The following is a 17,252-nucleotide window of genomic DNA, read 5'->3' as shown; positions in this document are numbered from 1 at the left end:
CTTAAAAAAAATGATTGCAAGGCTTTTTCGCCAAGAAGCACAAAAACCTGTTGGCTGAACATCGCCCCCGCGAAACTTTGCGGGCAATTCGGGAACTTCTTGACCGACCGTACGTTCTGCCTTCGGTAACAAAAGAGGTGTTCTAATGGCTCAGACCAAACTGAATGTTGTCGAAGACACGATCGAAAACCAGATTGCGGAGTTGCGTTCGCAGATCGCATCCCTCTCCAAATCCGTATCCGCCCGCGCGGAAGGGGTGAGCGAGGATGCATCCGAATTTCTGGATGAGGCGCGCGGACGCGTCCGCAAGGCCGCGCATAATGTACGCGCTCAGGGCCAGAATGTCGTGGAAGCCGTAAAGGAAAATCCCGGTACGGCAACCTCCCTGCTGACGATCGTTGGCGCACTCGGTTTTGCCATCGGTTATGCCGTCGGCACAAGCACACAGCAGAACTCGTCGAACAGCAGCCTTTATCGCTGGCGCTGATCGCTGCATGGAATTAAAATTCAGGCAAGGCGGGTCAACCCTGCCTTGCCTTTTCGTATGGGTTTGAAATGTAATGAATGGGGGCGGATATGCGGTTCAGCGACGATCTTGAAACGGCTTTGTCGGATTTTGCGAGGGATCACGGCATAGACAGGGATGAGGCCATCCAGCGCATCATTCGCGCCGCCCTTATCAATAGCGGTTATCTCGCCTCCGGCGAAGAAGGTATTCCGCCGGAAAAGCTGAACGCCAGCAACGACGACTGAATTAATATCCCGACCGCGATGGCGCAGGCGCTGCTCCGCCCTTGTAACGGGCCGACAGCGCACGCAGGGTGTTGGCGAATTCCGTGACATCCGCCCCGACGGCGACGAAGGACGCGCCGAGTTCGAGATAACGGCGATTATAGGTTTCGTTAAAGGTGAGAATGCCGGCAGCCTTGCCCGCCTTGACGATCTTGACGATGGCCGCCTCAATCACCGCCTGCACTTCCGGCTCGTCTATGCGGCCGAGATAACCCATATCCGCGGCCAGATCCGCCGGGCCGATGAAGACGCCGTCCACGCCCTCCACCGCGAGAATATTATCGAGATCGTTGATCGCCGCGCGCGTTTCGGCCTGCACCAGCAGGCAGACGCTATCGGAGGCGCTGTCGGCATAGTCGGTTATTGTGTTGAAGGCGGAAGCGCGGGCAACGGCCGCGCCCATGCCGCGAATACCGCGCGGCGGATAATGCATGGCGCTGACCAGATCCGTGGCCTGGGTGGCCGAATCAACCATCGGCACCAGAAGCGTGCGCGCACCCGCATCCAGAAGCTGCTTGATCATCCAGCTTTCGCCGACCGGCACGCGCACCACGGGTTCCGCGGACGACGTGGCAAGGGCACGCAGCTGGTCGATGATGCTGCGCAGATCGTTCGGCCCATGCTCGCCGTCGATCACCAGCCAGTCGAACCCCGCCGTACCGGCGATTTCCGCCGTGATGGCCTCGCCCATATCGAGCCAGAGGCCGATCTGCGGCTTGCCGGCATGGATGGCGGTTTTGAAACGGTTTTCGGGAGCAGGCATGATATCCTCAGGAAAGCAGTAATTTCAGATCGGCGGAGAAGTCCGCCAGGATGGCGCGATCCGGCTCCGCGCCGGTATCGAGCAGTTTCTTGCCGGCAACATAGGCCTTGGCGTCATTGACGGCATCGACGGCGACGAATCGTCCATCGCGGAAATACCAGACGGACCAGCTGCCTTCGCGCGCACCGGGCCGGAGCACCGTCTCGTCGTAACCCAGGTTGAAGCCGGCAATCTGCAGCTTGGCGTCATATTGATCCGACCAGAACCACGGTTTCGGATCATAGGCGGTTTCAGCCCCGGTGAGCACGGCAGCGGTCGCCTCCGCCTGATCGACCGCATTCTGTACCGATTCGAGACGCACGTGCTGGCCTCGCCACGGCAGCAGCGCGCAATCGCCCACCGCATGAATGGCGCTGTCGGATGTGCGGGTATGGTCGTCCACCACGATGCCATTGCCGACATCGAGGCCCGATTCGCGGGCAAGGCGGTCATTCGGCGTCACGCCGATGCCGACGATGACGAAATCGACATCAAGCATAGAGCCGTCGGAGAGTTCGGCAGCGGCCACCCGGCCTTCCATGCCGACAAGGCGCACAAGGCCGGTCTTTTCGCGGATGGAAACGCCATGGGCCTGATGGATGCCGCGCATGATATCGGCGGTTTCTTTCGCCGCCACGCGCTGCAGAATGCGGTCGGCCATCTCGATCAAGGTCACCTCGAGGCCGAGCTTGCGGGCGACGGCGGCCGCTTCAAGGCCGATATAACCGCCGCCGATCACCAGCAGCCTGCGGCCGGGCTTCATCTCCTCCATCAGCCGGTTGGCGTCGCGCTTGTCGCGAACCGTCAGGACGCCTTCGAGATCACCGCCGATGCTGGCGGGCAGCAGGCGAGGTGCGGCCCCGGTTGCCAGGACCAGCCTGTCATAAGAAAGCGTGCTGCCATCCTGCATGCGCACGGTTTTTTCAGCGCGGTCTATCTCCTCCACCCAGGTGGAAAGCCGAATATCGACATTGTTTTCGGCGTACCATTCCTCCGGGCGGAACATCAGCCGGTCGAAACTCATCTCACCGAGAAGGTATTTTTTGGATAGCGGCGGACGCTGGTAAGGATAGGCATCCTCGGAACCGATGATGGTGATGGGGCGCTCGTCCTTCAGCGCCCGAAGCTTCGACGCCAGCGCGAAAGCGGCCTGCCCCGCCCCGACGATTACCAGCCTTCCCGTCACAGTTCACTCCCAGAACAACCACGAAGCGCCGATCCTGCCGACCCTCGCGAAGCCATATTACCGGATCAGGCGTAACGCCAAGTACGGCCCCAGTCAACCGCGCAGCAACGCCAGCCCGGTGCAAGCATGACGCATTATCAGCACAGGCTGCGGCACGACTGCAACCTGATGGGACCGAACGCATTTCCATAGTGGAAACATCGGCTTCCCCGACGGAAGATTGGTCGAGATCGACACACACTAGAGATAATTGCGCGCATTTCCTTCATGCCCTGGCAAGGAAGCGGCGTTAAAATCGGCACGAAAGAGGCAATCCGGGAGGTTGTCATGGCTTTACATATGGATATCAGTCAGAACGTCCCACAGGACGAGATGTACGAGAAATTTCAGATCGACCGGCCCGGCAAGATCACCTTCATCGGGCATCATCTCAGCGCCAAGGACACCATGCGCTGCCTGGTGCGGACCATTTCCCTCTACGGCGCCGAGCTGGATGTCAGCCCCGATCTGGAAATGCCGGCCAATTTCTATCTGGAAATTCTGGGCATCCGCGACGAGATCGGCTGCACGCTGATCCGCCGCGAGGAAGAAAAGGCCACGATCGGCTTCAACATGCTGATCGATGCGGAATTCCTGCACCATGTGCGGCGCCTGAGCTTCGAGACCAGCGTCTGACCTTGTCACGACAGGCCGATGGTTTTTTCCATCCCTTCTTCGCGACGAAAAATTCTGTTCCAAAACAGCCATGCCGCAACCGGCCGCGCCTTGCGTCCGGTTTTTTTGCACCTATTGTGAGCCGGGTTTTAAACACAGGTACCGGAACTTTCAGCCAATGTCCGCTTTTTCACGCCTTACACCACTTGCCGTCTCACTTCCTTCCACCGTTCCCTTCGTCGGCCCCGAGGCCATCGAGCGGAACCGCGGTTTGAAGGTGGAGGCGCGAATCGGCGCAAACGAAAGCGGCTTCGGCCCCGCCCCTTCCGTGCTGCTGGCCATGCGCGATGCGGCAGCGGAAACCTGGATGTATAGCGATCCGGAAAATTTCGAGTTGAAGGAAGCGCTTGCCATTCACCACGGCGTTGCACGCGGCAATATTGCCATCGGCAGCGGGGTTGATGGCTTGCTGGGCGAGATCGCCAGGCTGATCGTCGAGCCGGGCACGCCCGTCGTCACCTCGTTTGGCGGCTATCCCACTTTCAATTACCATGTAAACGGTTTTGGCGGGAGGCTCGTCACCACGCCCTATGTCGACGATCACGAAGACCTCGACGGTCTTCTCGACCTCGTTAACAGGGAAAATGCGCCGCTGGTCTATTTCGCCAACCCTGATAATCCGATGGGAAGCTGGTGGGAAGCGAGCGAGGTGGTTGCCTTTGCCCGCGCATTGCCGGAAACCTGCCTGCTCATTCTGGACGAAGCCTATTGCGAGACCGCGCCCGCGAGCGCCGTTCCGGCCATCGATGCGCTGATCGGCCAGCCGAACATCCTGCGCATGCGCACCTTCTCGAAAGCCTATGGACTCGCCGGCGCGCGCGTGGGTTACGCCATCGGCACGCTCGGCAATGTCGAAGCCTTCGACAAGATCCGCAACCATTTCGGCATGGCGCGCATTTCGGTCGCCGGCGCCTTGGCGGCGCTGAAGGACCAGGCCTATCTGCATGAAGTCGTTGGCAAAATCTCCGCGGCCCGCGAGCGGATTTCGGTAATCGCCCGCGAGAACGGCCTTTCACCGCTCCCCTCCGCCACCAATTTCGTCACCATCGATTGCCACCGCGATGGTGCTTACGCCCGCGCCATCGTCGATGGGTTGATGGAGCATGGTGTGTTCATCCGCATGCCGGGTGTTGCGCCGCTCAACCGCTGCATCCGCGTGAGCGTGGGGCCGGATGACAAGCTTGATCTTTTCGAACAGGCGCTGCCGAAGGTTCTCAAGGCGATCGGGTAAGTTCCCAACCAACCCTCATTCCTGTGCTCGTCACAGGAATGAGGGTTGGAAAGTCCGCACATTGCGCGCATCGATTCAACATCCTCCCGCAACCCCCTGCCCAGGAATCATTTTCCGGCAACGAGAGCTCATCAGACATAAGAAAACCGCGCCGGCCTTGTTCCTGCCGGTCGCGGTTTGATGTGTCAGCGCAAAAGCCCTTTTCAAAGCCCTCGCCGCGTTCCCCTTCGGGTTTACTTTCGTTTTGACCGGTCGTCGGGACTGGAGGGAACCGGACCGGAAATCTCAATAATGGCTTGGGTAAATCAGTGCATCGTCATCCAGTCGCGGGCGGCGCGCAGCGCTTCGGCGAGTTCCGATTTCGTCATGTTGCGGGCGAGATCAGCGCGCAGTGAAGCGGCTCTTTCCGATCCGCGGATCGCGGCGATGTTGAGCCATTTATGCGCTGCGATCAGATCCACCTTGCAGCCCCGGCCGGTCGCATAGACCAGGCCGAGATTGCAAAGAGTGTCGGCGCGGGTTTCGCCACCGGCAGCCATTTCGATATCGCTGATGTCAAAGCGTGCCATTGTTTTAATCCCTGTCTTTCTACCTGTTTCACCATTCGCCTTCTTGTCGAGGCTACCGTCCGGACCCGCCGTCTTTTGCGGCTTTTTTGTCCTTTCGTCCGGCAGGTTTTCCCTGCGCTTTTGATGAGTTCACTATGCCACGGGGCTTTCAACGGTCGCTTAAAAGGCATGATTAATGGGCCGCAAACAAACTGCAAACGATTGGTAAAATTGGGTTTTTGTTAAATATCACGAGCCGCGGAAATTAAGGACTTTGCGGCGAATTTTACGAAAACTTTAGAAATGGATTTAAACCCTTCCTTCACCACGATCAAAACAGCGGTTTTCGAATTCTCCCTTTTTCGCTCCTCCCGCTGCTGCAAATGCCGCGCCGCGGCCACAAATTTCTGTTTCCTTTTACGTGAACGTCAAATACTATCCGCGCTGCCCGTCATGAGGATGAAACGGGCAAAGGATATTGCGGTGTGAGGAGCAATCGTTGCGCCGCAGGGCGGCTTTGGGCCAGAAATGGTGCATTCGCATGCCAAATGGGTTTGATCTGCGCATCGCCTCTTCGGGCCTGTCCGGCCCAGGAAAGCCTGCGCGAATTTCGGGAGGAATTTTATGAAGCGTATGATGACGATTGCCGCCGCCCTCATGCTGAGCGGCAACCTTGCCTTTGCCGGCGAGGCGATCGAAGGCAATTGGAAGACGGCCAGCGGCGAAACCGCCGTGATCGGCCCCTGCGGCGGCGCCTTCTGCGTAACGCTGAAGACCGGCAAACACGCCGGAAAACAGATCGGCAAGCTTGCCGGCAAGGGAAACAGCTATTCCGGCGAAATCACCGATCCCGCCAATGACAAGACCTATAGCGGCTCCGGCACCGTTTCCGGCAACTCGCTGAGCATGAAGGGCTGCGTGCTGAAGGTTCTGTGCAAATCACAGACCTGGACACGGCTGTAATCGACAAGGCGGCGGGTGGGCTTTCTGTCCTCCCGCCTGCGGTCCCGCGCCTGACGGTGCGGTGCGCTGCCCAAGGATCGCGCCCGAAATTGCGGACAGACGCCGCATGGAAGCCATATATCCCTTGATGTATCGTTGCGCCCAACCCCAACGAGAGCAACGCATGCGCCCCACCCTTTCGACAATCCTGATCGCGGGCACCTCCCATGTCGGCAAAAGCACCCTTGCCGGCCTGCTGAGCGAAAGACTGCGCTGCGAGGCAATATCGACCGACAGTCTCGCCCGCCATCCGGGAAGGCCCTGGCCGGGCATTCCGGCACCGGTGGAGGAATATTACTCACAGCTCTCGCCGGAAACGATCCACTGGTTTCTGAAGATACATCATCAGAACATCTGGCCGCTGATCCGCACGATGATCGACAGCAGGTCGGGCACCGGCGCTCCCGCAATCTTCGAGGGCGCGGCCCTGCGGCCGGAATTGATATCGCCGCTGCTCGGCAGCACGGTCGCCGGTGTCTTTCTCCATGCCGGCAATGATTTTCTTCTCGAGAGAATGCGTTCTCACGCGCAATATGAAGATGCGACAGCCGACAGGCGGCGGATCATGGACGCTTTCATCGAGCGTTCGTTGCGGGAAAACACCGACATGCTGGCATCCGCGCAGGAACACCATGTACCGGTTGTCGATGTGACCCAGCCTCAGGCATTCGAGACCCTGCTGACCGATCTTGCGGCACGCGCGGAGGCCCCTCTGTCCTGATCGAAAAGCGGGTGGTCCGCGAGATGCCCAGCGCCATTGCCGCGCCGATCCACCATGTCACCACCCGTTAACATCCCTGAACACCATATGAACCGGGGTCTCAGGGTCCGTTCAGTCCGAGTGTGGCAAAACTCTGTCCATCAACTCCAATAAAGGGGAATGGACATGGCAAAGCTGATCAGCCGACTGGCAATCTTCGCGTTTCTCATGGCGATCTTCGCCATGTCCTTCGCCTCGCTCGTCGTTAATCCGAACCGCAGTTTCCAGCGTGTGAATGCCGGTGCGGCAATTGCCTGCCAGCACAGCCCCTCGCCCGCCGCCAATTGCCCCGTCGTACTTTGAGGACCGGCCGATGACGACTAGTTTTTCCAACGGCCTGTTTTCCGCACTGAGACTGGTGCTCATGGCCTCGATCTTTCTTGGTCCGGTGGCCGGACTTGCGGTTTACAAGGCCGATCCCCGCCCCGCCTCCAAGGGCGCCGGTTTCGTGCTCCTGATGAGCCTTCAGCGCGGCGCGCTCGGCTGAGTTTCCGCCGCCCCAATATTGCTCCAGCCGCTTTTTCCGTTTCTTTTCAGTTTCTTCGTATTTCTGTCGCTTGCCTGTCGAATTTGGCCTCTTATAATGAGCCATGACAATAGCAAAACGAACGATTCCGCCCTTCACCTTCATCAGCCCCGAGCCTTTCGCGCCGCAGACATTCACGGACCCGAAAGAAGCTGTGGCGGCTTTGACCGCGCTTTACGAACGCAATACGGCGTTCCTCATCAACTCCTTCACCGACCTTGCCAAGGGCGCGCCGATCACCGGCCGTTACCGCGCCTGCTACCCGCAGGTCAGCCTGGAGACCGCCACCTTCGGCCATGTCGATTCGCGTCTCTCCTACGGCCATGTCACCGCCCCCGGCGTCTATACGACGACGATCACCCGGCCGGAGCTTTTCCGCCATTACCTGAAAGAGCAGCTGGGGCTTCTGATGAAGAACCACGGCGTTCCGGTGACGGTTGCTGAATCGGCCACGCCCATTCCGCTGCATTTCGCCTTCGGCGAAGGCGCTTATGTCGAAGCGGCGGCGGCATCCTCGCTCTCCGACGTGCCGTTGCGCGATCTTTTCGATACGCCCGATCTCAACAATACCGACGATCTCATCGCCAATGGCGAATATGATCAGGTGCCCGGCGAACCCGCGCCGCTCGCACCCTTTACCGCACAGCGCATCGATTATTCGCTGGCCCGCCTCAGCCATTATACGGCAACCAGCGCCAGCCACTTCCAGAACTTCGTGCTGTTCACCAACTACCAGTTCTATATCGATGAATTCGCCGCATGGGCGCGGCAGATGATGAAGAATGGCGGCGAAGGCTACACAGCCTTCGTGGAGCCGGGCAACATCATCACCCCTGCCGGCTCCGACAAGCCGGAAACGGACGCCGTTCTCGGCCGCCTGCCGCAGATGCCCGCCTATCACCTGAAGAAGAAGGGCCATGCCGGCATCACGCTCGTCAATATCGGCGTCGGTCCCTCCAATGCCAAGACGATCACTGACCATATCGCCGTGCTGCGCCCGCATGCCTGGCTGATGGTCGGCCATTGCGCCGGCCTGCGCAACAGCCAGCGGCTTGGCGATTATGTTCTGGCGCATGCCTATGTGCGCGAGGACCATGTGCTTGACGACGACCTGCCGGTCTGGGTGCCGATCCCCGCGCTTGCCGAAGTGCAGCTGGCGCTGGAAGGGGCAGTCGCGGAAGTCACCGGTTACGAGGGCTTCGAGCTGAAGCGCATCATGCGCACCGGCACCGTCGCCACGATCGACAACCGCAACTGGGAGCTTCGCGATCAGGCCGGCCCCGTCAAGCGCCTGTCGCAATCGCGCGCCATCGCGCTCGACATGGAATCGGCCACCATCGCGGCGAACGGTTTCCGCTTCCGCGTGCCCTACGGCACCCTGCTCTGCGTCTCCGACAAGCCGCTGCATGGGGAATTGAAACTACCGGGCATGGCGACGGAGTTTTACCGCACACAGGTCGCCCAGCATCTGCAGATCGGCATTCGCGCTGTGCAGAAGCTTGCGGCAATGCCGACGGAAACGCTGCATTCGCGCAAGCTTCGAAGCTTTTACGAGACGGCGTTTCAGTAAGATCGCACATCTTCGCCCTCAAGGTGGTGATGTCTGTTCATACACCTTGAGGCCGTGCGATGCGTGTGACTATCGACCTTGATGACGACTTGATGGCCGAGGCCATGGAAATCACCGGATTGTCCACCGTCGAGGCGACGGTTGGACGGGCTCTGAGAGAATTCGTCCGGGTACACTGGCAGAGACGTGCGCTTGAGGAACTGCGGGGGATTGGCTGGGAAGGCAATCTTGATGAAATCCGAGATGGCTCGGGCAAGGACGACGTCTAGCGGGCAGTGACGAAGGCCTGGAAACCTCTCCGTCGTCATCCTCGGGCTTGACCCGAAGATCCACCATCACACGCGGCAATGGATCCTCGGGGCAAGCCCGAGGATGACGTCGAGTGTGAGGGATGCTTTAACAGTCTGCCCACACAGACTGAATGAAGGCGACGTGTGCCTTTAAACCACCTTCACCGTCCCCTCCACACGCACGGGGAAATTCACCGATCTGGCGATAAAACATTTCTCATGCGCGTCATGGTGCAATTCGTCGGCTCTCGTGGGATCCCCCTTCGAAATGGTGATCACCGGCTTCAGCACCACCTCGCTGAATTGTCCGGCGCCGTCCTTTTCCATCAACAGCGTGCCTTCGGCATTGTCGACATAGTCTTCGACGATGATGCCGTTGACGGAGCAGAAATGCAGGTACCAGAGCTTGTGGCAGGCCGAGAGTGAGGCGACGAGCAGGTCTTCCGGGTTCCAACGGGAGGCATCGCCGCGGAAGGCAGGGTCGGAGGAGCCGGCGATATCGGCTTTTCCCGAGGTGGAAATCGTATAGTCGCGTTCATAGTCGCGGTAGCCGGACGTCCCCTTGCCGCGATTGCCCGTCCATTTCACCTGAACGGCGTAATGATGTTCCTGTCCTGCCATGTAATTACTCCTCCCTTATCGTATCACGCAGGTGGTCGAGCCCCTTGCGCAGCGTCTCGATGATCTCATCCACTTCCGAACGGCTGATTGTCAGCGCCGGCGAGGCCAGCATGCGGTCTCCCGTGGCGCGCATGACGAGGCCGTTTGCCAGGCAATGGTTGCGCACCGCGGTTCCGATATCGTCGGGCTTCGCAAAACGTTTGCGTGTCGCCTTGTCGGCCGTTATCTGCAGGCCGCCCATCAGGCCGACATTGACAGCCTCGCCCACCAGTTCGTGGTCCTCAAGGCTTTTCCAGCCTTGCGAAAAATACGGGCCGATATCGTCGCGCACCCGCTCCACCAGCCCTTCGGTCTCGATGATGCGGAGATTTTCAAGCGCTGCGGCGGCGCAGACGGGGTGGCCGGAATAGGTGAAACCATGATTGAAGTCACCGACCTCAGACAACATCACGTCCGCCACCCGATCCGAGACGATGACGCCGCCTATCGGCAGATAACCTGATGACAGGCCCTTGGCGACGGGCGCGAAATCCGGCTCCACACCGAAATGCTGATAGCCGAACCAGGAGCCGAGACGGCCGAAACCGCAGATCACCTCATCGGATACGAGCAGGATGTTGCGCGCCTTGCAGATGCGGGCGATTTCCGGCCAATAGGTTTCCGGCGGCACGATGACGCCGCCGGCGCCCTGAATGGGTTCGGCCACAAAAGCGGCAACGTTTTCCTCACCGAGCTCGTCGATCTTCGCTTCGAGTTCCCGGGCGACCTTCAGGCCGAATTCGGCAGGTGAAAGATCGCCACCCTCGGCGTACCAATAGGGCTGGCCGATATGGGCGATACCCTCGATCGGCAGGTTACCCTGCTCGTGCATCCATTTCATGCCGCCGAGCGAGGCTCCGGCCACCGTCGAGCCGTGATAGCCATTGCGCCTCGCAATCACCTTCGTCTTCGTCGGATGGCCGAGCGCCTTCCAGTAGACCCGCGCCATGCGGAACCAGGTATCGGTCGCTTCCGATCCGGAATTGGTGAAGAACACATGGTTCATGTCAGGCCCGGCGCGGGAGGCGATTTTCTGCGCCAGAAGTGTCGCCGGCGGCGTGGTGGTGCCGAAAAACGCGTTGTAATAGGGCAGCTCGTTCATCTGGCGCTGCACGACATCGGCGATCTCGCGGCGGCCATATCCAATATTCACGCACCAGAGGCCGGCAAAGGCGTCGAGATATTTCTTGCCGGTGCTGTCATAGATGAACACCCCTTCCGCGCGCTCGATGATGCGGGTGCCGGCGGCATTCAGCTTGCCCATATCGGAAAAGGGATGAAGGTGATGGGCGGCATCGATGGCGGCGAGGTTGGACAGCGGCTTGGAGATTTCATTCATGACAGATCGCACTCCCATAAAGGCAACGGCGCTCACGCCACCGCGCCCGCCGAACATGGCCGGGCGGATTCGATTTGGCAAGGCTGGCGTTTTTTAGGGGGAGCGAATGGAACGAGCGGTTGCCGCTAGTTTCTTCTTCCCGCCGCGGAGAAGGTGGCCCGAAGGGTCGGATGAGGGGGTATCGTTGCCGGACTTCGGAGACCTCGCCCCCTCATCCCGCTGCCGCGGACTTCTCCCCCTCGGGGAGAAGAAACAAGGGTAATCGCCCAATTCACAGGCGGTTGCACTATGCGAAAAACGCCCGCCCCACCAGCACCTTCAATTCGCCCGCATGAACTTTCAGCGCCACATCCCGCTCCATCGGCAGCAACTCGCCATCGATGACACATCGCAGGTCATGGCGCTTCTTGGGGAAATGCAGTTCCACATCCGTCACGGTCATGGCGGTGACGGCGGCGTTTTCCTTCAGCCTGCCGCGCAGAATGTCGAAAGCGAGTTTCGCAACGCCGGAGGGACGCAGCGGATCGGCAAGATAAAAGCCGAGATGGCCGCCCGAGACATTATCCGCCACCATCAGCGAGCTCTGGCCGAACTCGTTGTTGGAGACGGAAATGGCCGAAACCTTGCGATGCTGCGTCCTGCCATTGACAGTATATTGCACCTCGAACACCGGCGGATTGAGGATGACGTTGATGGCGGCGCGGATGCTCGCCTTGATCTTGCCAAGACGGGAGGCGAAAGCGAGATTGTTGCGGTAGCGCACCATGCGCGAATGCAGACCTGCGGAAAACTGGTGGACGAAGAGGCGGCCATTGGCGCTGGCGATGTCGACACTGGCAATCTCGCCACTCGCCAGCGTTTCCAGCGCCTGGCGAATATCGAGCGGCAGCTTCAGCGAGCGGGCGAAGAGGTTCATGGTGCCGGCCGGAACGATGCCGAGCGCGATGCCGTGCTTCCAGGCGATGGCCGCTGCTGCGGAAATCGTGCCGTCGCCGCCGCCGGCAATGATGGCTTCAATGCCCGGTTCATCGGCGGCGCGTTCCATTTCCTCGACGATATCTTTTCCGGAGACCAGACGGCAATCGATCGTGTGGCCGGCACGGGTGAAAACGTCGCGGGCGTGTTCGCAATAGGCTTCCATGTCAGTGGTACGAAAAGTGCCGCCGTCGCGATTGAAAATTGCAATGAGCTTCATGTTTCCAACCCGATCCAGTAACGCAGCCGCGCGTAAATGCCTGTCGTCATATAGAGTTCCGAACACCATCGCGTGAAGATGCTCTTTTGCCGAGAATCGCTCTACCGCAACGCATCATTTCATGTTAGGGATCACTTAAGGTCATTTTCATGACCGCGCATCTCCAGTCAGGGCAGACCGCTCCCATACGGTCTTGCCCTTTTTTCTGTGGGCCCTTCCCGTTTTTCAGGTCACGATGAGCCAGTCGAATATTTCCGAAGCCCGCCCTGGCGCGGAGAATGAAACCGTTTACACGGCAGCGCCAGCCGTGGCCCTCTCCCCGCTTGCCATCGCACTTATCGAACTGGCGCTTGCCGCCGGCGGCTTCGGCATCGGCACCGGTGAATTCGCCATCATGGGCCTTTTGCCTGACGTTGCCACCACCTATGGCGTCACCGTTCCGCAGGCGGGTTACGTCATCACCGCCTATGCGCTCGGCGTCGTCATCGGCGCGCCGATCATTGCGGTGCTTGCCGCGCGCATAACGCGTCGTACCCTGCTTCTCGGCCTGATGGGGCTTTTTGCGGTCGGCAATATCCTGAGCGCCCTTGCACCTGATTTCCTGAGCTTCACCGTCCTGCGCTTCATCACCGGCCTGCCGCATGGCGCCTATTTCGGCGTTGCGGCGCTGGTGGCGGCCTCCATGGCGCCCATCCACAAGCGCGCCCGCGCCGTTGGCCGCGTGATGCTCGGCCTCACCATCGCCACCCTGCTCGGCACCCCGCTTGCCACCTTCTTCGGCCAGCTTCTGTCCTGGCGCGCGGCCTTCATGCTGGTCGGCGGCATCGGGCTGTTGACGGTCGCCCTTCTCTGGCTGTTCCAGCCGCGTGACAGGGTGGAGGAAGGCGCCAGCGTGTGGCGCGAACTTGGCGCTTTCCGGCGCGTGCAGGTGTGGCTGACGCTTGCCATCGCCGCCGTCGGTTTCGGCGGCATGTTCTCTGTGTTCAGCTATATCGCCAAGACCACCACCGATGTGGCGATGATGCCGGTTTCCACCGTTTCCATGGTGCTGGCGCTGTTCGGCATCGGCATGAATGTCGGCAATGTCGTCGGCTCGCGGCTGGCGGATATCTCGCTCAACGGCACGATTGGCGGCATGCTGGCCTTCAACGTGCTTGTCATGACCGTGTTTGGCATGACGGCGGACAATCCATTCATGCTCTGCCTCTGCGTCTTCCTGATCGGCTGCGGTTTCGCAGCCTGCCCGGCCGTGCAGACCCGGCTGATGGATGTGGCGCAGGATGCGCAGACGCTGGCTGCCGCCTCCAACCATTCCGCCTTCAACATCGCCAACGCGCTTGGCGCCTGGCTTGGCGGCCTCGTCATCGCCATGGGTTTCGGTTACGCCTCGACGGGTTATGTCGGTGCGGTTCTTTCCCTTCTCGGGCTTGGCGTTTTCCTCGTTTCCGTCACCGTCGAGCGGCGCGCAAAAGCCGGCTGAATGCCGGTTTTTTAACCGCTTGAATGCCCTTTCCGGGACCCGCCCGGAACCTTACGGAAATTTCACAATAGGCCCGCTTGACTCTTTTTCGTTTCAGGCGCAACACGGCGTTACGCACGGGCCGTGACCCGGAACTGTGCGGATTTCAACGGAGCATCATTAGATGTCTAGCGACAGTAGTAGTCGATTGCCTTTGCCGAAAGCGGCGAACGGGAACTGATCCGACCTCTGTCGGCTCACCACCGCGTTCGCCGTAATCGGCGAATCGACGGAAAGGTGAGCAATCATGAACTTCCACACTCTCTCCCAGAGAGCCAGCAAGGCCGCACGTCTTCTCCGCAGCGGAAATGCCGGTTCCACCACCATCGCAGAACGTGTCGAGCACCTCAACACGCTTGATACCGACGCAGCCGTAGCTGCCCTGCTTGCCATGCCGCAGGCAAAGGCCGTTGCCATTCTCGACCGGCCGGAACTGCATGACGCAGCCGCCATCATTGCCGGCATTCCGCTCGAACAGGCCGCCCGTTTCGTCAACCTCATGTCCGACGACCGCGTCGCCGACGTCATGGCGGAAATGGAAGAAGAGCCCCGCGCCAAGCTGTTTGCCCGGCTGGACCGCACCACGGCGCTCTCCATCCAGCATCTGATGGGCTATCCGCCGCGCACCGCCGGCTCCATCATGACCACGGAATTCGTCAGCGTGCCCGACAGCTGGACGGTGGAACAGACCCTTTCGCACATCCGCGTCGTCGAGCGGTCGCGTGAAACGGTCTATGCCATCTATGTGCTGGCGCAGGACGGGACACTCTCCACGGTGGTGACGCTGCGTCGCCTGCTGACCGGCGAACCGGGCGCTTCCATCCTCTCCGTCGCTTCGAAGGAGGGCATTGCCTATGCGAGCCCCCTGATGTCGCAGGAGGATGTCGCCCGGCTGATCCGCAAGCACGACCTTCTGGCCCTTCCCGTTGTCGATGACCATTCGCATATCCTCGGCATCGTCACCGTTGACGACGTGATCGACACCATGATCGCCGACACCACGGAAGACGCCCACAAATTCGGTGGTATGGAGGCGCTCGGCAAGCCCTATATGACGATCGGTTTTCCGGACATGATCCGCAAGCGCGCCGGCTGGCTCGCAGCCCTGTTCCTCGGTGAAATGCTGACGGCCAGCGCCATGCAGCATTTCGAGGGCGAACTGGAAAAGGCCGTGGTGCTGACGCTGTTCATTCCGCTCATCATGTCGTCAGGCGGCAACTCCGGTTCGCAGGCCACCTCGCTCATCATCCGGGCGCTGGCGCTCGGCGAACTGAAGCTTTCGGACTGGTGGCGCGTGCTGCTGCGCGAAATCCCGACGGGCCTGACGCTCGGCTGCATTCTGGGTGCCATCGGCTTCCTGCGTCTGACGGTCTGGCAGCAGGCAGGTTTCTACGATTACGGCGAACACTGGCTGCTGGTCGGTGCAACCGTTTTCGCGGCGCTTGTCGGCATCGTCACCTTCGGTTCGCTGGCCGGTTCCATGCTGCCCTTCATCCTGCAGCGCCTGCGGCTCGACCCCGCCAGCGCCTCTGCCCCCTTTGTCGCCACGCTGGTGGATGTCACCGGCCTTATCATCTACTTCTCGGTGGCGCTGGCGATCCTCAGCGGCACATTGCTCTAAAGACAAAAGGCCCGTTCGAAAGAGCGGGCCTTTTCATTTGCGATGGGAAAAAGCGAGAAGCCCTGCCCTCAGCCGCCGGCATTGATGACGCCCGTTCCCAGTAGGGCGAGCAGGATGAAACCGATGACCACGCGGTACCAGACAAAGGGCATGTAGCTCTTGGTCGAGACCAGCTTGAGGAAAACCACGATCACGGCGTAACCGACCACGAAGGCGATGAGGGTCGCAAGCCCGGTCTGCCCCCAGCCGACCGGATTGTCCTCACCGATGCTCTTGAAGAGCTGGTAGAAGCCGGAGCCGAAGACGGCGGGAACGGCGAGCAGGAAGGAATAACGCGCCGCCGCCTCGCGGGTGTAGCCCAGAAGCAGGCCGGCGCTGATGGTGCCGCCCGAACGCGAAACACCGGGGATGAGCGCCATGGCCTGCGCGAAACCGAACAGGATGCCATCGCGCCAGATCAGCTGGTTGAGCTTGTAACGCTTCTCCCCGATCCTGTCGGCAAGACCGAGAACGATGCCAAAGACGATCAACATCACAGCGGTGATATAGAGGTTGCGCAGCGAATGTTCGATGGCATCCTTGAAGAACAGGCCCAGAAACACGATCGGCACCGAACCGACGATGATCAGCCAGCCCAGCCGGGCATCAGCCTTGTTATATTCGCCAAGGCGCAGGTTCTGCCGCAGCCAGGCGGCTGCAATCCGCATGATATCGGACCAGAAATAGACCAGCACCGCCATTTCCGTGCCGATCTGGGTAATTGCGGTGAAGGCGGCCCCGGGATCCGCGCCGGAGGGCAGGAACTCCCCGGCAATCCTCAGATGCGCGCTTGAAGAAATCGGAAGAAACTCCGTAAGTCCTTGCAAAAGGCCGAGAAATCCGGCCTCCATCCAACCCATGCTCATGTGCTTTGATGTCCCTGCTGCGAATCGAGTTTGCAGCATTATGCATCAATCGGGGCAAATCCGTGTTGCATCGCACCATGAAAAATGGCCCTCACGGGACGTGCTTTTACCTGTGATTTCTCTCAGGCCGCCTTCTCCGCAGCCTGCGGAAGCTGGGTGTATTTCGCGCCGTTCTTGCAGACGACATGGGCGTCCCCCCAGCTTTTCAGCGCCGAGATGACCGGCCGCATCGTCTCGCCAAGCGGCGTCAGCGCATAATCCACCCGCGGCGGCACCACCGGGAAGACGGTGCGCGAAATCAGGCCCGCTTCCTCCAGTTCCCGCAGCTGCTTGGTCAGCATGCGCTGGGTGACGCTGGGAATATGGCGGCGCAGCTCGTTGAAGCGCAGCGTGCCTTCATTGATGAGGTGATAAAGGATCACGCCCTTCCATTTGCCGTCGAGAAAACTCAAGGCCGATTCCACCGGGCAGCCGGGAAAGTTGCCGGTGAGCTTGGCGCGCGGTCGCGACATCACAGTATCCTTTTTGTATGTATCATCACAAAATGTGCATTCTTGCGATCAGCGTTCATATGTATCAAGTAAGAGGCACG

20 protein-coding genes are annotated in these 17,252 nt (G+C 60.1%); 12 read left to right on the top strand and 8 right to left on the bottom strand.

The window, feature by feature from the left end; genetic code table 11:
* Window positions 1-145: 145 nt before the first annotated feature.
* Both AC5I5B_RS16285 and AC5I5B_RS16280 read left to right on the top strand, forming a co-directional pair.
* A complete protein-coding gene (locus AC5I5B_RS16285) occupies window positions 146-487 on the top strand; it encodes a hypothetical protein (protein ID WP_003509967.1) in 342 nt (113 codons plus the stop codon).
* An 89-nt stretch (window positions 488-576) separates the two neighbouring features.
* Window positions 577-753, top strand: a complete 177-nt coding sequence (locus AC5I5B_RS16280) for a hypothetical protein (RefSeq protein ID WP_162993007.1) — start codon at window positions 577-579, stop codon at window positions 751-753.
* Between the two features lies 1 nt (window position 754).
* On the opposite strand, the gene AC5I5B_RS16275 is transcribed toward AC5I5B_RS16280, so the two are convergent.
* Both AC5I5B_RS16275 and AC5I5B_RS16270 read right to left on the bottom strand, forming a co-directional pair.
* Entirely contained in the window at window positions 755-1,555 is an 801-nt protein-coding gene (locus AC5I5B_RS16275) for an aldolase/citrate lyase family protein (protein ID WP_111834261.1), read from the bottom strand.
* 7 nt (window positions 1,556-1,562) lie between these two features.
* Window positions 1,563-2,780, bottom strand: a complete 1,218-nt coding sequence (locus tag AC5I5B_RS16270; protein WP_065694919.1) for an NAD(P)/FAD-dependent oxidoreductase — start codon at window positions 2,778-2,780, stop codon at window positions 1,563-1,565.
* Between the two features lie 327 nt (window positions 2,781-3,107).
* On the opposite strand from AC5I5B_RS16270, the gene AC5I5B_RS16265 reads away from it, so the two are divergent.
* Complete coding sequence (locus tag AC5I5B_RS16265; protein ID WP_020809747.1) at window positions 3,108-3,455, top strand: hypothetical protein; 348 nt, start codon at window positions 3,108-3,110, stop codon at window positions 3,453-3,455.
* A gap of 157 nt (window positions 3,456-3,612) precedes the next feature.
* On the top strand, window positions 3,613-4,725 hold the full coding sequence (locus AC5I5B_RS16260) for a pyridoxal phosphate-dependent aminotransferase (RefSeq protein WP_060723988.1): 1,113 nt from the start codon (window positions 3,613-3,615) through the stop codon (window positions 4,723-4,725).
* Window positions 4,726-5,030: 305 nt separating this feature from the next.
* On the opposite strand, the gene AC5I5B_RS16255 is transcribed toward AC5I5B_RS16260, so the two are convergent.
* Window positions 5,031-5,294: an SEL1-like repeat protein gene (locus AC5I5B_RS16255; RefSeq protein ID WP_003509974.1), complete on the bottom strand. Its 264-nt coding sequence runs from the start codon at window positions 5,292-5,294 to the stop codon at window positions 5,031-5,033.
* A 603-nt stretch (window positions 5,295-5,897) separates the two neighbouring features.
* Between AC5I5B_RS16255 and AC5I5B_RS16250 the strand changes: the two genes are divergently transcribed.
* From AC5I5B_RS16250 to AC5I5B_RS16225, 6 genes are all read left to right on the top strand, one after another.
* Window positions 5,898-6,236, top strand: a complete 339-nt coding sequence (locus AC5I5B_RS16250) for a DUF2147 domain-containing protein (RefSeq protein ID WP_003509976.1) — start codon at window positions 5,898-5,900, stop codon at window positions 6,234-6,236.
* A gap of 163 nt (window positions 6,237-6,399) precedes the next feature.
* The gene (locus AC5I5B_RS16245; RefSeq protein WP_099085527.1) at window positions 6,400-6,996 is read left to right on the top strand and encodes a P-loop NTPase family protein; all 597 of its coding nucleotides are present in this window, start codon (window positions 6,400-6,402) and stop codon (window positions 6,994-6,996) included.
* Window positions 6,997-7,155: 159 nt separating this feature from the next.
* On the top strand, window positions 7,156-7,338 hold the full coding sequence (locus AC5I5B_RS16240; RefSeq protein WP_020809511.1) for a hypothetical protein: 183 nt from the start codon (window positions 7,156-7,158) through the stop codon (window positions 7,336-7,338).
* Between the two features lie 10 nt (window positions 7,339-7,348).
* Entirely contained in the window at window positions 7,349-7,522 is a 174-nt protein-coding gene (locus AC5I5B_RS16235) for a hypothetical protein (RefSeq protein ID WP_003509979.1), read from the top strand.
* A 103-nt stretch (window positions 7,523-7,625) separates the two neighbouring features.
* On the top strand, window positions 7,626-9,131 hold the full coding sequence (amn, locus tag AC5I5B_RS16230) for an AMP nucleosidase (RefSeq protein ID WP_003509981.1): 1,506 nt from the start codon (window positions 7,626-7,628) through the stop codon (window positions 9,129-9,131).
* 59 nt (window positions 9,132-9,190) lie between these two features.
* The gene (locus tag AC5I5B_RS16225; protein WP_003509983.1) at window positions 9,191-9,400 is read left to right on the top strand and encodes a type II toxin-antitoxin system VapB family antitoxin; all 210 of its coding nucleotides are present in this window, start codon (window positions 9,191-9,193) and stop codon (window positions 9,398-9,400) included.
* Between the two features lie 171 nt (window positions 9,401-9,571).
* Here the strand turns inward: AC5I5B_RS16225 and AC5I5B_RS16220 are convergent, their stop codons facing one another.
* From AC5I5B_RS16220 to AC5I5B_RS16210, 3 genes are all read right to left on the bottom strand, one after another.
* Window positions 9,572-10,042, bottom strand: coding sequence for an OsmC family protein (locus AC5I5B_RS16220; protein WP_003509984.1), 471 nt, complete (start codon window positions 10,040-10,042; stop codon window positions 9,572-9,574).
* Window positions 10,043-10,046: 4 nt separating this feature from the next.
* Window positions 10,047-11,420 carry an aspartate aminotransferase family protein gene (locus AC5I5B_RS16215; protein ID WP_162686144.1) on the bottom strand — a complete coding sequence of 458 codons (1,374 nt, stop codon included), beginning with the start codon at window positions 11,418-11,420 and terminating at the stop codon, window positions 10,047-10,049.
* Between the two features lie 286 nt (window positions 11,421-11,706).
* Window positions 11,707-12,615, bottom strand: coding sequence for a diacylglycerol/lipid kinase family protein (locus AC5I5B_RS16210; protein WP_003509989.1), 909 nt, complete (start codon window positions 12,613-12,615; stop codon window positions 11,707-11,709).
* A gap of 235 nt (window positions 12,616-12,850) precedes the next feature.
* On the opposite strand from AC5I5B_RS16210, the gene AC5I5B_RS16205 reads away from it, so the two are divergent.
* Window positions 12,851-14,095, top strand: coding sequence for an MFS transporter (locus tag AC5I5B_RS16205; protein ID WP_080866556.1), 1,245 nt, complete (start codon window positions 12,851-12,853; stop codon window positions 14,093-14,095).
* A gap of 286 nt (window positions 14,096-14,381) precedes the next feature.
* Window positions 14,382-15,755, top strand: coding sequence for a magnesium transporter (mgtE, locus tag AC5I5B_RS16200; RefSeq protein ID WP_020809600.1), 1,374 nt, complete (start codon window positions 14,382-14,384; stop codon window positions 15,753-15,755).
* A 68-nt stretch (window positions 15,756-15,823) separates the two neighbouring features.
* Here mgtE and AC5I5B_RS16195 read toward each other — a convergent pair whose 3' ends face one another.
* Window positions 15,824-16,660: an undecaprenyl-diphosphate phosphatase gene (locus AC5I5B_RS16195; protein WP_003509996.1), complete on the bottom strand. Its 837-nt coding sequence runs from the start codon at window positions 16,658-16,660 to the stop codon at window positions 15,824-15,826.
* A 122-nt stretch (window positions 16,661-16,782) separates the two neighbouring features.
* Complete coding sequence (locus AC5I5B_RS16190; protein ID WP_111792160.1) at window positions 16,783-17,172, bottom strand: winged helix-turn-helix transcriptional regulator; 390 nt, start codon at window positions 17,170-17,172, stop codon at window positions 16,783-16,785.
* Between the last annotated feature and the right edge of the window lie 80 nt (window positions 17,173-17,252).

The organism is Agrobacterium sp. (assembly GCF_059499945.1).
The sequence above is the reverse complement of the archived record's forward strand: the minus strand, read 5'-3'. Positions and strand labels throughout refer to the sequence as shown.

Excerpts from the sequence above, each read along its gene's own strand:
- AC5I5B_RS16285 (WP_003509967.1), top strand. The coding sequence starts at position 146 with ATGGCTCAGACCAAACTGAATGTTGTCGAAGACACGATCGAAAACCAG.
- AC5I5B_RS16240 (WP_020809511.1), top strand. The coding sequence starts at position 7,156 with ATGGACATGGCAAAGCTGATCAGCCGACTGGCAATCTTCGCGTTTCTC.
- mgtE (WP_020809600.1), top strand. The coding sequence starts at position 14,382 with ATGAACTTCCACACTCTCTCCCAGAGAGCCAGCAAGGCCGCACGTCTT.
- AC5I5B_RS16260 (WP_060723988.1), top strand. The coding sequence starts at position 3,613 with ATGTCCGCTTTTTCACGCCTTACACCACTTGCCGTCTCACTTCCTTCC.
- AC5I5B_RS16215 (WP_162686144.1), bottom strand. The coding sequence starts at position 11,420 with ATGAATGAAATCTCCAAGCCGCTGTCCAACCTCGCCGCCATCGATGCC.
- amn (WP_003509981.1), top strand. The coding sequence starts at position 7,626 with ATGACAATAGCAAAACGAACGATTCCGCCCTTCACCTTCATCAGCCCC.
- AC5I5B_RS16225 (WP_003509983.1), top strand. The coding sequence starts at position 9,191 with ATGCGTGTGACTATCGACCTTGATGACGACTTGATGGCCGAGGCCATG.
- AC5I5B_RS16250 (WP_003509976.1), top strand. The coding sequence starts at position 5,898 with ATGAAGCGTATGATGACGATTGCCGCCGCCCTCATGCTGAGCGGCAAC.
- AC5I5B_RS16210 (WP_003509989.1), bottom strand. The coding sequence starts at position 12,615 with ATGAAGCTCATTGCAATTTTCAATCGCGACGGCGGCACTTTTCGTACC.
- AC5I5B_RS16280 (WP_162993007.1), top strand. The coding sequence starts at position 577 with ATGCGGTTCAGCGACGATCTTGAAACGGCTTTGTCGGATTTTGCGAGG.
- AC5I5B_RS16220 (WP_003509984.1), bottom strand. The coding sequence starts at position 10,042 with ATGGCAGGACAGGAACATCATTACGCCGTTCAGGTGAAATGGACGGGC.
- AC5I5B_RS16275 (WP_111834261.1), bottom strand. The coding sequence starts at position 1,555 with ATGCCTGCTCCCGAAAACCGTTTCAAAACCGCCATCCATGCCGGCAAG.
- AC5I5B_RS16265 (WP_020809747.1), top strand. The coding sequence starts at position 3,108 with ATGGCTTTACATATGGATATCAGTCAGAACGTCCCACAGGACGAGATG.
- AC5I5B_RS16255 (WP_003509974.1), bottom strand. The coding sequence starts at position 5,294 with ATGGCACGCTTTGACATCAGCGATATCGAAATGGCTGCCGGTGGCGAA.
- AC5I5B_RS16205 (WP_080866556.1), top strand. The coding sequence starts at position 12,851 with ATGAGCCAGTCGAATATTTCCGAAGCCCGCCCTGGCGCGGAGAATGAA.
- AC5I5B_RS16195 (WP_003509996.1), bottom strand. The coding sequence starts at position 16,660 with ATGAGCATGGGTTGGATGGAGGCCGGATTTCTCGGCCTTTTGCAAGGA.
- AC5I5B_RS16235 (WP_003509979.1), top strand. The coding sequence starts at position 7,349 with ATGACGACTAGTTTTTCCAACGGCCTGTTTTCCGCACTGAGACTGGTG.
- AC5I5B_RS16245 (WP_099085527.1), top strand. The coding sequence starts at position 6,400 with ATGCGCCCCACCCTTTCGACAATCCTGATCGCGGGCACCTCCCATGTC.
- AC5I5B_RS16190 (WP_111792160.1), bottom strand. The coding sequence starts at position 17,172 with ATGTCGCGACCGCGCGCCAAGCTCACCGGCAACTTTCCCGGCTGCCCG.